This is a genomic window from Bacillus sp. S14(2024) (assembly GCF_050473785.1).
Taxonomy (GTDB): Bacteria; Bacillota; Bacilli; order Bacillales; family Bacillaceae_G; genus Bacillus_A; species Bacillus_A yunxiaonensis.
Map to the genome: position 1 here is coordinate 324,085 of NZ_JBFLUP010000006.1, position 12,949 is coordinate 337,033.

At 38.0% G+C, this 12,949-nt stretch carries 13 protein-coding genes; 7 read left to right on the top strand and 6 right to left on the bottom strand.

Going from position 1 to position 12,949, the window contains the following annotated elements; genetic code table 11:
- Nucleotides 1-6: 6 nt before the first annotated feature.
- Entirely contained in the window at nucleotides 7-1,482 is a 1,476-nt protein-coding gene (gene zwf / locus AB1279_RS01805; RefSeq protein WP_429754404.1) for a glucose-6-phosphate dehydrogenase, read from the bottom strand.
- Between the two features lie 380 nt (nucleotides 1,483-1,862).
- Here zwf and AB1279_RS01810 point away from each other — a divergent pair, with 380 nt between their 5' ends.
- The 3 genes from AB1279_RS01810 (at nucleotide 1,863) to AB1279_RS01820 (ending at nucleotide 3,879) form a co-directional block, all read left to right on the top strand.
- Nucleotides 1,863-2,195: a DUF1904 family protein gene (locus tag AB1279_RS01810; RefSeq protein WP_429757638.1), complete on the top strand. Its 333-nt coding sequence runs from the start codon at nucleotides 1,863-1,865 to the stop codon at nucleotides 2,193-2,195.
- 298 nt (nucleotides 2,196-2,493) lie between these two features.
- Entirely contained in the window at nucleotides 2,494-3,471 is a 978-nt protein-coding gene (locus AB1279_RS01815) for a glycosyltransferase family 2 protein (RefSeq protein ID WP_429753129.1), read from the top strand.
- A 3-nt stretch (nucleotides 3,472-3,474) separates the two neighbouring features.
- Entirely contained in the window at nucleotides 3,475-3,879 is a 405-nt protein-coding gene (locus AB1279_RS01820) for a GtrA family protein (protein WP_429757639.1), read from the top strand.
- 185 nt (nucleotides 3,880-4,064) lie between these two features.
- Here AB1279_RS01820 and abc-f read toward each other — a convergent pair whose 3' ends face one another.
- From abc-f to AB1279_RS01840, 4 genes are all read right to left on the bottom strand, one after another.
- The gene (gene abc-f, locus AB1279_RS01825; RefSeq protein ID WP_429757640.1) at nucleotides 4,065-5,702 is read right to left on the bottom strand and encodes a ribosomal protection-like ABC-F family protein; all 1,638 of its coding nucleotides are present in this window, start codon (nucleotides 5,700-5,702) and stop codon (nucleotides 4,065-4,067) included.
- A gap of 284 nt (nucleotides 5,703-5,986) precedes the next feature.
- Nucleotides 5,987-6,523, bottom strand: a complete 537-nt coding sequence (locus AB1279_RS01830) for a flavodoxin family protein (RefSeq protein WP_429753132.1) — start codon at nucleotides 6,521-6,523, stop codon at nucleotides 5,987-5,989.
- Between the two features lie 6 nt (nucleotides 6,524-6,529).
- Nucleotides 6,530-6,898: a MerR family transcriptional regulator gene (locus tag AB1279_RS01835; protein ID WP_429753133.1), complete on the bottom strand. Its 369-nt coding sequence runs from the start codon at nucleotides 6,896-6,898 to the stop codon at nucleotides 6,530-6,532.
- A 170-nt stretch (nucleotides 6,899-7,068) separates the two neighbouring features.
- Nucleotides 7,069-7,962 (bottom strand): LysR family transcriptional regulator, encoded by an 894-nt coding sequence (locus AB1279_RS01840; protein ID WP_429761272.1) that lies wholly within the window; start codon nucleotides 7,960-7,962, stop codon nucleotides 7,069-7,071.
- A 180-nt stretch (nucleotides 7,963-8,142) separates the two neighbouring features.
- On the opposite strand from AB1279_RS01840, the gene AB1279_RS01845 reads away from it, so the two are divergent.
- On the top strand, nucleotides 8,143-9,165 hold the full coding sequence (locus AB1279_RS01845; protein WP_429757641.1) for a YeiH family protein: 1,023 nt from the start codon (nucleotides 8,143-8,145) through the stop codon (nucleotides 9,163-9,165).
- A 264-nt stretch (nucleotides 9,166-9,429) separates the two neighbouring features.
- Here the strand turns inward: AB1279_RS01845 and AB1279_RS01850 are convergent, their stop codons facing one another.
- The gene (locus tag AB1279_RS01850) at nucleotides 9,430-9,876 is read right to left on the bottom strand and encodes a MerR family transcriptional regulator (RefSeq protein ID WP_429757642.1); all 447 of its coding nucleotides are present in this window, start codon (nucleotides 9,874-9,876) and stop codon (nucleotides 9,430-9,432) included.
- 318 nt (nucleotides 9,877-10,194) lie between these two features.
- On the opposite strand from AB1279_RS01850, the gene AB1279_RS01855 reads away from it, so the two are divergent.
- The 3 genes from AB1279_RS01855 to AB1279_RS01865 all read left to right on the top strand — a co-directional run bounded on the left by AB1279_RS01855 (nucleotide 10,195) and on the right by AB1279_RS01865 (nucleotide 12,942).
- Nucleotides 10,195-11,397 carry an MFS transporter gene (locus tag AB1279_RS01855; RefSeq protein WP_429757643.1) on the top strand — a complete coding sequence of 401 codons (1,203 nt, stop codon included), beginning with the start codon at nucleotides 10,195-10,197 and terminating at the stop codon, nucleotides 11,395-11,397.
- A 178-nt stretch (nucleotides 11,398-11,575) separates the two neighbouring features.
- Nucleotides 11,576-12,328: a MerR family transcriptional regulator gene (locus AB1279_RS01860; RefSeq protein WP_429757644.1), complete on the top strand. Its 753-nt coding sequence runs from the start codon at nucleotides 11,576-11,578 to the stop codon at nucleotides 12,326-12,328.
- Nucleotides 12,328-12,942: a hypothetical protein gene (locus AB1279_RS01865; RefSeq protein WP_429757645.1), complete on the top strand. Its 615-nt coding sequence runs from the start codon at nucleotides 12,328-12,330 to the stop codon at nucleotides 12,940-12,942. Before AB1279_RS01860 ends, AB1279_RS01865 begins: the two co-directional genes overlap by 1 nt.
- Nucleotides 12,943-12,949: the final 7 nt, after the last annotated feature.

Consider the following 12,949-nt stretch of genomic DNA (forward strand, 5'->3'; position numbering starts at 1 on the left):
CTTTGATTAGATTGAGTAGTCGCTATCATCTGAAATAGGCCACCACTGGAAGCCGTTTTCCGCAAGTAAATCATCAGAAGCTTGCGGTCCCATTGATCCTGATTCGTAAGTAAGTAACTCAGTTGATACATCCTGTTTCCATGCTTTAGAAATAACATCAACAAATTTCCATGATAACGCCACTTCATCCCAGTGAGTGAAGTTTGTTGCATCGCCTTGAATTGCATCATATAGCAGCTTCTCGTAAGCTTCTGGTGTATTTACTCCGTCTACGCAGTCATTGCAGTAATCAAGTTTAAATGGTGTCGTCTTGTCAGAAGTACCGATTTTCTTCCCATTTAAAACAAGAGAAATTCCCTCATCCGGCTGAATATGAATAATAAGCAGGTTCGGATGAACGCTGTTTTCTGATTTAGAATATAAATTCATTGGCAATTCTTTAAACTGAATAACGATTTTTGTTGATTTTTCTTGCATACGTTTACCTGTACGAATGTAGATCGGCACACCAGCCCAGCGGAAATTGTCTATTAATAATTTACCCGCCACAAATGTTTCCGTTCTTGAGTTTGGATCCACTTTATTTTCGCTTCTGTACCCAGGAACTTCTTTTCCGCTGATTGTTCCTGGACCATACTGACTTCGCACAAAATATTCATCCACTTCTTCTACTGTCATTGGTCGAAGTGCACGTAATGCTTTAATTTTTTCGCTTCGGATTTCTTCTGTTGTTAAACGAATTGGCGGTTCCATTGCCAGTAAAGCAACCATTTGTAACATATGATTTTGTACCATGTCCCTTAAGGCGCCGGAATTGTCATAGTAACCTCCGCGATCCTCTACACCTAAAGATTCACTAGATGTAATTTGAATATTAGAGATGTATCTATTATTCCACAATGATTCAAATATTGCGTTTGCAAAACGAATGACACCAATGTTTTGAACCATTTCTTTTCCTAGATAATGGTCAATACGATAAATTTCATCTTCCGCAAATGCGTGACGAAGTTCCTCGTTTAACTTTTGTGCGGATGGCAAGTCATGTCCAAAAGGCTTTTCAATAATCAATCGATTCCAGCCGCTTGCATCTGTTACACCTTCTGATTTCAAGTAAGAAGCGATTGTTCCGAAAAATTCAGGGGCCATTGCCATATAAAACATTCTGTTTCCTGGAATATTGAATTGTTCTTCTAGGTTAGTAAGTAATGCATTCAAATCCTGGTAGGAAGCAGTATTCGTAACATCAAACGCTAAGTATCGGAAATGAGTTAAAAATTCTTCTAAATCATCCCCTGGTTGAATTTTCGACTCTTGAATAGAGGAACGTACATTTTCACGAAATACATCATCACTCCATTCACGTCTTGCTACACCAACAACAGCGAAATTTTTAGAGAGCTGTCCTTTTTTATACAGACTGTATATAGAAGGGAATAATTTTCTCTTCGCTAAATCGCCTGTTGCTCCAAATATGACCATAGTGCAATATGTATTGTTGTTATTGTTCACTGGGAAACCTCACCTTTATTAATGTTATACTAAATAGTATCTCACAAAATTTTAACATAATTTAAAAAAAGTCTCCTGCTTTTAAGCATGTGGAGGAAAGTAATAAATCTTTAAATTATTTTAAGGCGAAGATTGTAGAAAATCAAAAGAAAAGCACGAAATTATTACTATAGTTATTTAAAATTTAGAGGAATAAGGGAAGAGGAATAATTAGGAAAAGTGTGGAATTGCGAGAGTTAAGACGGAAAAGATAGCAATTTGAGCAGTGTTAATAGATTCTGGCACAGCAAAATAAATTGTGCTATGATGTGGAGAAATATAGAATAAAGCCATTTAACGGAGGGATTCACTTGCCGCATATTGTATTTCGTGGAATTACTACTGAACAATTAAAGAGTATAAGTAAACCATTAGTAGAAGAACTAGCAGAGATTTGTGAATGTGGTACGGATAATTTTACATTAGAACTACCAAACTCTACATTTGTATATGATGGAGAAGAAATAGAGGCTTTTCCTCTTATTGAAGTTAAATGGTTCGAACGTGGACAGGAAATTCGTGATCGATTTGCTCAGGCAATTACTACATATATAATGGATTTTGAGCTTCCAGAGGTAGAGGTTGTGTTTACGGTTTTCACAGAATCAGCGTATTATATTAACGGAAAGCATTGTGCAGATTAAAGTTAATTAGGTTCTGGTGTAAATCTTACATTTATCAAAATAAAAATATAAGGTTAATTATATAAGTAGGTAAGCACTCTGTATTTGAGCGTAAAGTTAATTCGTTTCATGTTTAGCATGGATGGTTAACGAAAATGCAAGAGTGTTTCTTTTTGTTAGTGGCATGTGTATAAAAAGTTAACATGTATCGGAACTTGTATGAACTGAAGGTATAATTTGTTATAATACACTAGTTGTGTAAAATATTGTTTTGTGCAGGGGATGAAATTTTATTTTACTTCAGGAAGGAGAAATAAGGATGAAAAAGATCACTATTCTTGTTCCTGCTTATAATGAACAAGAAGTAATCGATCAACTTTATGATAGATTAAATAAAGTCATCGATACTGTTCCGAACTATGAGTTTGAAATCTTGTTTGTAAATGACGGAAGTCGTGATAATACAGTACAAATTATTAAATCATTACGAGCATTTGATAAGCGCATTTCCTATGTCGACTTATCAAGAAACTTTGGAAAAGAAACTGCTATGATAGCAGGGTTAGATTATGCAACAGGTGATGCAGTTATTATTCTAGATGCAGACTTGCAAGACCCGCCAGAATTGATTCCAGAGATGATTAAATACTGGGAGGAAGGATACGACGATATCTATGCAAAGCGTCGTAACCGAGCGGGAGAAACGTGGTTTAAAAAGTGGACTGCAAATACGTTTTATAAAGTGCTTCAAAAAACAACTAGAATTCCGATTCAACAAAATACGGGTGATTTTAGATTGTTAGATAGACGATGCGTAGAAGCTTTAAAGCAATTACGAGAGACACAAAGATATACAAAAGGAATGTTTAGTTGGATTGGTTATCAGAAAAAGGAAATTTTATTTGACAGGGATCCGCGTGCAGCGGGTGAAACGAAATGGAATTATTTGAAGTTGCTTGATTTAGCAATTGAAGGCGTCACTTCATTTACAACAGCTCCTTTACGAATTTCAGCATTCTTTGGATTTGCTATTTCATTCTTTTCGTTCATTTATATGATTTGGATTATTGCAAAAACATTAGTGTTTGGTGAATCTGTTCAAGGATATCCATCGCTTATGACCATTATTTTATTTATGGGGGGTATTCAATTAATTTCTTTAGGAATTATTGGTGAATACCTTGGAAGAATTTTTAATGAGACGAAAAGGCGGCCATTATATTTTGTGCATGAATATAATGATGAAAAAGTACAGAATGAAGTGAAACAAGCATCTCTACCAAAGCGAGGGGTGTAAGCTATGCAGAAAAAAGAGTTTATAAACTATGTCATTTTTGGTGTGTTAACAACACTTGTCAATATTGTATGTTATGCATTACTAACAAAAGTCTTTCAGATAGATTATAAATGGGCAACAACTATTGCGTGGATTGTTTCAGTCCTTTTCGCCTTTGTAACGAACAAGCTGTATGTATTTCAGAGTAAACCAAAAAGTGCTGCATCTATTTTGAAGGAATTTATATCCTTTATGTTTTTTCGAGGACTTTCATATGTGTTAGATATAGCAAGTATGATTGTTCTTGTTGAATGGTTAGGCTGGAATGATTTAATTGCGAAGGTAATTGCGAATGGTATCGTAATCATTGTGAATTATTTTGCAAGTAAGTACATCATTTTTCAAACAAATCATTCGAAAGAAGTATAGTAAAGCATGAAGAAAGTTGTCGCTGTCTGAAAGGGCAGCTTTTTTCGTTTTGAGCTATTTTGGGGCAGTAAGACCTCCCGCCTCTGGATAGGTGGAGGTCTTACTGCTGGTATGCGATTGTTTGGTGAGAGCTTTCCATCAGTGGGAGATGAAAATACATACTCTCCACCGATGGAAGTTTTACTTCATAGTAAGCGCATGTTACATTCCTGAATTTGGCGTAGCAATTGCTCATATTTACTTTCCAAAGCAATCATATCATCGTCACGTCCTGGCATCGAAATGCGCCCGATTACTTCTGTTAGTTTTGTTTGCAAGCGCAGCAGTTCCTGCTCAGTTGGATTGATAGAGGCTTGTTCTGTTCGCTTCATATACTGTTCATAATTCCCTGGAAAGAGTCGTGGTGATTCTTCATCTAGATGTAAAATGTGATCGGCAATTTTATGAACAAAGGTGCGGTCGTGACTAATGAATAAAACAGTACCAGGGTAATGCTGCAGCATTTGCTCAAGTTCTTCTTGAGTAGTGAGGTCTAGATAGTTTGTTGGTTCATCAAGAAGAAGCATATTGTAATCTCCTAGGAAAATTTTAGCCAGCGCGACTTTCACACGTTCGCCGCCGCTTAATACATTCACTTGTTTATGAACATCTTCTCTTCGGAACAGCAGGCGTGCAAGAATCGTTCGTACAAACGATTCATCGTAACGTGTTTCCTCCATAGCATTTTGTAAAATGGTTTTGTCATTTTGCAGAATTGCTAATGTTTGTTCAAAGTAACCCATTTTACAGCTTTTCGAAAGCTGAATTCCTCGTTCATTTGCTTGAATCATCTGAAATAGTGTTGTTTTTCCGCTCCCGTTTTTTCCGAGAATAGCAAGCTTTGCACCTGGAGCCATACTTCCGTTGATATTGTGAAAGAGGGTGCGGCTCCCGATTTTTTTCGTAACCTTATTAAACTGCACAACCGTTTTATTATGAATCGGTGTGTGGTATTGTGCATCAAACTTTGCATGCACAATTTCCTTTGGTTTTTCTTTCTTTTCTAATTGCTCTAATCTCGTTTCTAGTGCTTTTGCGGCTTTTTCAACATTGCCTTGGCTGTAAGCTGCTCCCGATTTATATAGTCTAGATTCAGATGAACTAAAGCTTGCCCGGATTTTTGTCATACCAGAAGCCCGTTGTTGTCTGTTGGCGATTGCCGTTTCTAAGCGCTGCTTTTCTTTTGTATACTTTTCATATTCCGCTTGCTGATGCTGCCTTTGTTGTTCTTTTTGCTCCCGATAGTTTGTGTAATTTCCTTTATATTCACGAACCGAGCCATCCTCAATTTCGATAATTTTTGTGCAAACGGCGTCTAACAAGGCGCGGTCATGAGAAATTAAAAGGATTGCCCCTTTATAAGATTGCAATGCTTTCTCCAGTTGTTCTGTGCCATGCATATCGAGATGACTTGTTGGTTCATCAGCAAATAAGATAGCTGCTTCTTGTTCAAGAGCATGAGCAATTTTTAAACGCCCGCGTTCACCGCCGCTCATATTTGTTGTAACGTGAGAAATTCCCCATTGTCCTTTTGAAAGAGAAGAAGCTGTTTCTAATGTTTCTTCATGGAACTGCGGGATGATGGCGATAGAACCATAATGGGTGATCGTCCCGCAATCAGGCTTTACTTCTTTACTTAATATTTGTAATAGCGTTGATTTTCCCGCACCGTTTACACCAACGATTCCAATGCGGTCATACGCATGAATATCAAGTGTTTGTAACGTAAATAAAGTACGGTCACCAAAGCTTTTTTCAATGTTTCGTGCTGTTAAAATGGTCATAAAAAAACCTCCCTAGTTTCACTAGAGAGGATATACGTCACCCATAGTATGTAAAAAGATGTGCACAAAGAAACTATACACGTATTTTTACATGTTCCTGTCAAAAGAAAGTTATCGACAAAAGGGCATACTAATCCTCTTCTAGTTTTCATCATTTCGTTTCACTATTTGTGATGGATGAATAAAAAAGAGAATTAGAACTTCATTGGCCGATGTACCTTCCTTTCATAAATTTACACTTATTGTATGCGTATGAGGATATATTTGTCAAATCATTCTGTTAATTATTTTTGCTTGAAAGTATGATTATATACTTTTACTTTTTCCATTGTTTCTTTATCATTCACGATTTCGCCTGGTGCGTTGGCAGCTCCGATCATATAACCTTCAAAAGAAGCTCCTACAAAGTCAAAAATATATTGGAACTGTGCAATAAGCGGGAGCGCCTTTAATTTTGGATTGTCGCCGCCGACAATGACAACATACATTTTCTTACCTTGCATACGTTCTTTGAAATGAAGTGATGTATCCCGCAAGCTTTGTGACCAGCGATCCACAAAATTTTTCATATGTCCGCTCATACCATACCAATAAAGTGGTGTTGCAAACACAATTGTATCATGCTCAAGCATACGTTTCGTTATACCTTCGTAATCATCATCGATTGATTGAAAGCCTTCTGCATCATGACGCTGATCTGTAATTGGTTGGATTGTATGATTGCGTAAATATACTTCTTCAGCATGTACTCCTTCTAGCATCATATGCGTTAATTGTTCCGTATTCCCATTTGAACGTGAACTTCCGTGTAAAACGAACATATTGTATCAATTCCTTTCTTTCTTTTGTTTTAATAGTGTGACATGTTTTTGTAGGTTCGTTTGGATATGTGAAAGTAACGAAATTTGCTTTGTTACTTCAGCGAGCTTTTCTTCGTAAAGCGTAATGATACTGCTGCATGGATTATCATAAAAGTGTGGCTCTATTTCTAAACAGCGCAGCATTCGCGCGGTTTCTTCTAAGTTTAGACCGAGCTGTAAATACATTTGAATGAGCTCTACTTTTTCAATCATCACTTCATCAAAATCACGATAGCCATTTGCAAGCCGTTTTGAAATAAGCAAGCCCTTTTCCTCGTAATGCCGTAGTGATCGTTCACTTACACCTGTACGTTTCGATAATTCTCCGATGCGCAAAACTATCACTCCTTCGTTCTCTATCCCGCATTAATGGGCAGTAAAGGCTCCAGAAGAGCGGGGAAGAAAACTGCCCGTAAAAGCCCGATTGGTGAGAGCTTTCCATCAGTGAGAAAAGCATCAATGATGGAAGTTTCACTTTATTGTAAACCTTGACATTAGTGTAAAGGTCAACTATGTTCATTCGCAAAGTTTTGCACATGGTCCAAAAATACTTGAATTGCTTTGGAAGGAATGAAATATTTTCCTCGTACGATTGAGAAAGGTCGCATTAGCTTTTCATTTGGAACAGGTATATGACATACTTCACCAGCTTGCAGTTCTTTACGTACTGTCCAATCTGATAAAATCGCAATTCCGAGTCCGGCAGCAACTGCTTCCTTTACACTTTGAATGCTGCTAAATGTGAAGTAACGTTTCATTTTTAAGTGGTGGTCATGGATAAAGCGGTCGCTGTAAGCCCTGGTTCCGGAACCTGTTTCACGAAGTACCCATACTTGATCTTGCAACATTTCCGTCTGAATCGGACTTGTCATCGTAAGAGGGTGATTTGGCGGAACGACAAGTTTCATTTCATCCTCCATAAATGGCTCTGTGTCTACATCTGTATATACGACTTGCCCCTCTACTAAGCCAATATCTAGTTGATTCGATCGAACCCCTTGTAATACCTCCTCTGTATTTGAGATAAAGGTATGAACTTCAACGTGCGGATGTTCCTTCGCGTAGTTTGCCAATATTTTGGGAAGGAGATATTCTCCGATTGTAAAACTGGCGCCGATGCGCAGTGTCCCCGTAACGATATTATGAAGTTCATTAATTTCTTGTTTTGCTTCTTCGTACAGTGTAAGCATTTGTTTTGCATGTATGTATAAAATGTTTCCAGCTTCTGTGACTTGAACATGTTTTGGTGAGCGCTGAATGAGCGTTGTGCCGAATTCATTTTCTAAATTGCGAATGTGCATGCTTACCCCAGGCTGTGAAAGATTCAACATTTCGGCAGCTCTTGAAAAATGTTTTTGCTCTACGACTGTTACGAAAATTTTTAAAATGTCGGTGTTTATGAGACTCATTCCTTTCACTTTTTTGTTTTATCCTACTATTGGTGAGTTTCATTTTATTTTATCATAAGTTTTTTTGATGATTGAGATAGCGTATTGGTATTAAACTTATGATTAAAATTCTCTTATAATGAAAGTAGAACGAACATGCATGTTCCAATATGATTATTGGAGTGGTACGAAATGGATCAAATGATAGCGTTACAAAAGGAGAAGCGTTTTGGATTTGCGCAAGGTATTGGGATTACGTTACTTATTGCTATTGTTGCAAAATATTTGGCGCAGCTTCCATTTTTAAGTATTATGGGCCAATTAGTGATTGCTATTCTAATTGGAATGGTATGGAGAGCGGCAATTGGTGTACCGAATCAAGCGATCGCAGGAACGAACTTTGCGAGTAAAAAACTACTGCGTTTAGGGATTATATTACTCGGTATGCGGTTAAATTTAGTCGACATTGCGAAGGCAGGCCCGAAGGTATTGGTCATGGCAGCAATTGTTATTACGTTTACACTTATTGTTGTATATGCATTAACACGTGTTTGTAAAGTAGAGAAGAAGCTTGGTATGTTAACAGCATGCGGAACAGCAATTTGCGGAGCAGCAGCTGTTATTGCGATTGGACCGCAAGTAAAAGCAAAGGACGAAGAAATTGCAGTTAGCGCGGCAATCGTTGCGATTTTAGGAACCATTTTCACATTAGCATATACATTATTATACCCTGTGCTTCATTTGACTCCGTATGAATATGGTGTTTTTTCGGGGGCAACATTGCATGAAATCGCTCATGTGATTGCAGCAGCAGCACCTGGTGGAAGCGAGTCGGTTGATATTGCTGTAATTATGAAGTTAACACGCGTTGCCTTTCTTGTACCTGTAGCAATATTAATTGGCATATGGTTTCAACGCGGAGAAGGAGCGGGGGAAAAGAAATCTTGGCGTGATGTTCCGATCCCATGGTTTATTTTTGGCTTCTTAGCAGTTAGTGCGTTTCATTCATTAGGAATTGTACCTGAAACAATCGCAAGCAATATTGTGATTATTGCCTACATGCTCATGGCAATGGCAATGGCTGGTCTTGGATTAAATGTAGAATTTAAGACATTTCGTAAACTAGGAACAAAAGCATTTGTTGCAGGCTTGATTGGATCGGTATTGCTTTCTGTTCTTGGGTATATACTTGTAAAGGTATTGCATTTTACGTAGAAGACCGAGGATTATGATACGATCAAATGGAGTTTGGAATAGATAAAAAAACTGCTGAACGTTATAGTTCAGCAGTTTTTTTATGAATCCGTATTCTTAGGGTATGTACCTAGCAATTGTTATGCTAATGATAAAGAAAAGTAATGAAATAAATAGGCTTGATAGGGCTTTTTCACATCGCCATCAAGTTAAGAAATAAAATGTAATAACGAATAGAAGCTCTGTAATTTTCAAGATGAAACTATCAAAATAAGTCCGTTTTTCTCACTCGTTTTGCCCAGATTCTTCTTCCTCAAATCGAACCAGTGCTGCTTTCGCACGGTCCCTGAGTGAGACTAAATCTTCTTCGACCTTTAAGATGTTTTTCTTTTTTTGTTCGATGAAGTTCAGCTGCTCTTCGATAGTATTTACTACTCTTCTTAACTTTTCTGTTTGTTCACTTGTGCCTTTTACTTGCCTGTAATCAGCTTTGTGAAGCTCTAACGTGTCGCTGAGCGCGATGAATTGCTGAAGCTCCTGAAGGGAAAAGCCCATTACTTCTTTGGCATTTGTGATTTTTTTCAGAAAGTCAATATGTTCCTGGGAATATAATCTTATGCCCCCTTCACTTCGGGGGGGAGCAGGCAACAGTCCGATTTGTTCGTAATATCTGATGGTTCGTTTCGTTAAACCGCTTTCCTTCGCTACGTCATCTATTTTTATTCCGTCCATCATTTCGCTCCTATATTTCTTTATTTTTACTATTACACTAACAGGATGGAGCTTTTTAGCTCAAGAATATTATACTACAACCAGAGCTTTTTCAGAAAAAGCAAGCGGTTTACGCTAACGATGGAGAGGAAATTATTCTTTTGTTTATTAAAGTTGACGTTGACGTTAAGGTTATAAAGTTTTATACTAATATTTGTAACGAAATTGCAATTATAGCTTTTTTCAATGTAAAGGGGATGAATAAGGGATATCAATCAAGGAACTGTAAACAATAGGTTCAACTCACCCCTAAACTATATATAAAGGAGTTTGAAATGGATGAATTCAAATCAAACATATTCAATTAGTGCCCAAAACGAATCGGCCAAACAGCCGCTTGTCGTTTGGGTTATCTTTTTTGCCACAATTATTTCTTTCATGGGCTTAGGACTTGTCGATCCTATTTTACCTGCGATTGCAAAACAACTCCATGCCACTCCAAGCCAGGTTTCCTTACTATTTTCAAGCTATAACTTAATCACTGGGGTTGCGATGCTGATCACCGGCGTTGTCTCCAGCAGGCTTGGCGTTAAGTGGACTTTATTGACCGGCATTCTATTTATCATCGTCTTTTCGGCACTAGCGGGTTCTTCAAACGGAATATGGCAAATTGTCGGTTTCCGCGGTGGATGGGGACTTGGCAACGCATTATTTATTGCCACAGCGTTGTCTGCGATAGTAAGTTTCTCTGTAGGCGGAACCGCTAAAGCAATCATTTTGTATGAAGCAGCCATCGGACTTGGTATTTCCGTAGGCCCGCTGCTTGGTGGAGAATTAGGCTCTATTTCTTGGCGCGGTCCGTTCTATGGGGTAAGCGTGCTAATGATTATTGCCTTTTTTGCTCTTTTATTAAAAATGCCTCAGGTTGCAAAGCCGAAGGTAAAAAGCTCTATCCTTGATCCGATCAAAGCATTGAAATTCCCTGGATTATTAAGACTTGGGATTACAGCATTCCTTTATAACATCGGATTTTTCACGTTAATGGCATACGCTCCATTCGTCATGGGATTGGATGAGCATGGATTGGGATATGTGTTCCTTGGATGGGGAATTTGTCTCGCTATCACATCCGTCTTTGTTGCTCCGAAGCTTCAAGCCAGATTTGGAACGATTAAATCAATGTGCGCGATGTTAACCTTGTTTGCATTAACTCTTTTGGCAATGGGAATTTGGACAGAATCAAGAACGGCTATTATTGTTCTCGTTATCATCGCAGGCCTATTCTTGGGAACGAATAATACCTTGATTACTACAGCGGTTATGCAGGTTGCGCCAGTAGAGCGCGCTACGGCCTCTGCAGCATACAGCTTCGTCCGTTTCATCGGCGGAGCGATCGGACCTTGGCTGGCTAATAAGCTCGCTGAAACGTATACTCCACATGTTCCTTTCGTAATTGGCGCTGTATTTGTATTCGTGGCCATGCTGGTCGTTGCTTTTGGACGGAAACACATTGCACATGTAGATCAAGTTAGCGGCCACTAAAAAGGAGTGTGCTCCCAAGCTGTGCAGCGGAGCAAAAAATCTTGAAGATGATGAATAAGAATGATTTCTATAAGAGCTGTTTACATGAACTTAGATGTAAACAGCTCTTTATTTTTATAAAATCTCTTGAAACTAACGTTACGTCACCTTTTATAATGAAAATGAGAGGGTGACGGAAATGATTTCTATTCAACAACTAACAAAGGAAACTGGTGTTACAGTAAGAACACTTCGGTATTATGATCAGATTGGTTTACTCGAGCCGAGCGGAAAGACGGAAGGGGGACATCGGTTATATAGTGAACATGATGTACTGAAATTACAGCAAATTCTGTTTTTAAAAGAAATGGGATTCCCGTTAAAAGAAATTACGAATATGTTAGAAACAGAGCATGTAAATTTGAAAGAGGTTTTGCAGAATCAGCTGTTGTTCGTACAAGAAGGACAGAAGAAGTTTTCTCGCATGGAAAAAATGTTGCAAGCTGTTTTATATTCCACTGAGCTGGAAGGGGAACTCAATTGGAGTATTATGTTCGAGCTTATTCAGCTTTCGCAGCAGTCGCCTCGTATGCGGCAATTATTTCAGCAACAAGTATTTTCACAGAAAGAAGAACAACTGCTTAAAAATTTACCAAACATGAGTGAGCAAAATGAGGAAGTGCAAGAGTGGATTATTTTATTAAAGAGAATGCGTCAGCTCATGCAAAAGAAAAAAGCACCAAACGATGCAGAAGTGCAAGGGATTACTGGCATTATTCTAGAGAAATGCAGGGAGATGGCAAATGGTGATGAAGCATTTTTAGATAAATTGTGGGAAGTACGTAAGTCAAAAGAGCAGTCGAAAAGGATGAATATGTATCCAATTGAAGAAGAACTTCTACAATATATGGATGCGTCTTTTGAAGTGTATATAGAAGGAGAGGAGAAATAATGAATATATTAATCGAGTATCGGTGGGCATTTTTAATTGGCGCTGAAATTGTGTTTTGGATGACCGCAATTAGTTTCTTTTTGCTCCGTTATGGATTTCGTTTGCATAAAGCAAGTTTTATAGTAGGGATTGTATTATTGCTAAATGAATTATTTATTTTAACGTTAGGTGTTGTTGATTATTATGAAACCGGGAAGTTTTCTCAATTTCAAATTATTATCGTAATCATCTTGTTGTATGCTGTTTTTTACGGAAAGAAAGATTTAAGAAAGCTGGATTTACGTATGCAGCGATTCGTTGCAAAGTGGCGGGGAGAAGCATTGCCAATGATGGAAGAACCGATAGAATTAACGGGCTTGGCACATACGAAGCAGGAACTCTTACATTGGGCAATTCATCTTATTTTATTTGCTAGTACGCACATTGTGTTTTTCTTTCTATATGGATTGGTACCCCTTGAACACATATCGAGCTGGGATGCAGATGTGTTTTTAAATGAAACCGCGAATCGTGTGAGTAAAGTGTGGAGAATCGTTCTCGGTGTAGATACACTTATTACTCTCTCTTATGTTATTTTTCCAAAAAAGCAAAAGAAAGAGGTGTTGCCGCGCTAGGGTAACA

Excerpts from the sequence above, each read along its gene's own strand:
- zwf (WP_429754404.1), bottom strand. The coding sequence starts at position 1,482 with ATGGTCATATTTGGAGCAACAGGCGATTTAGCGAAGAGAAAATTATTC.
- AB1279_RS01815 (WP_429753129.1), top strand. The coding sequence starts at position 2,494 with ATGAAAAAGATCACTATTCTTGTTCCTGCTTATAATGAACAAGAAGTA.
- AB1279_RS01820 (WP_429757639.1), top strand. The coding sequence starts at position 3,475 with ATGCAGAAAAAAGAGTTTATAAACTATGTCATTTTTGGTGTGTTAACA.
- abc-f (WP_429757640.1), bottom strand. The coding sequence starts at position 5,702 with ATGACCATTTTAACAGCACGAAACATTGAAAAAAGCTTTGGTGACCGT.
- AB1279_RS01830 (WP_429753132.1), bottom strand. The coding sequence starts at position 6,523 with ATGTTCGTTTTACACGGAAGTTCACGTTCAAATGGGAATACGGAACAA.
- AB1279_RS01845 (WP_429757641.1), top strand. The coding sequence starts at position 8,143 with ATGGATCAAATGATAGCGTTACAAAAGGAGAAGCGTTTTGGATTTGCG.
- AB1279_RS01850 (WP_429757642.1), bottom strand. The coding sequence starts at position 9,876 with ATGGACGGAATAAAAATAGATGACGTAGCGAAGGAAAGCGGTTTAACG.
- AB1279_RS01855 (WP_429757643.1), top strand. The coding sequence starts at position 10,195 with ATGAATTCAAATCAAACATATTCAATTAGTGCCCAAAACGAATCGGCC.
- AB1279_RS01860 (WP_429757644.1), top strand. The coding sequence starts at position 11,576 with ATGATTTCTATTCAACAACTAACAAAGGAAACTGGTGTTACAGTAAGA.
- AB1279_RS01865 (WP_429757645.1), top strand. The coding sequence starts at position 12,328 with ATGAATATATTAATCGAGTATCGGTGGGCATTTTTAATTGGCGCTGAA.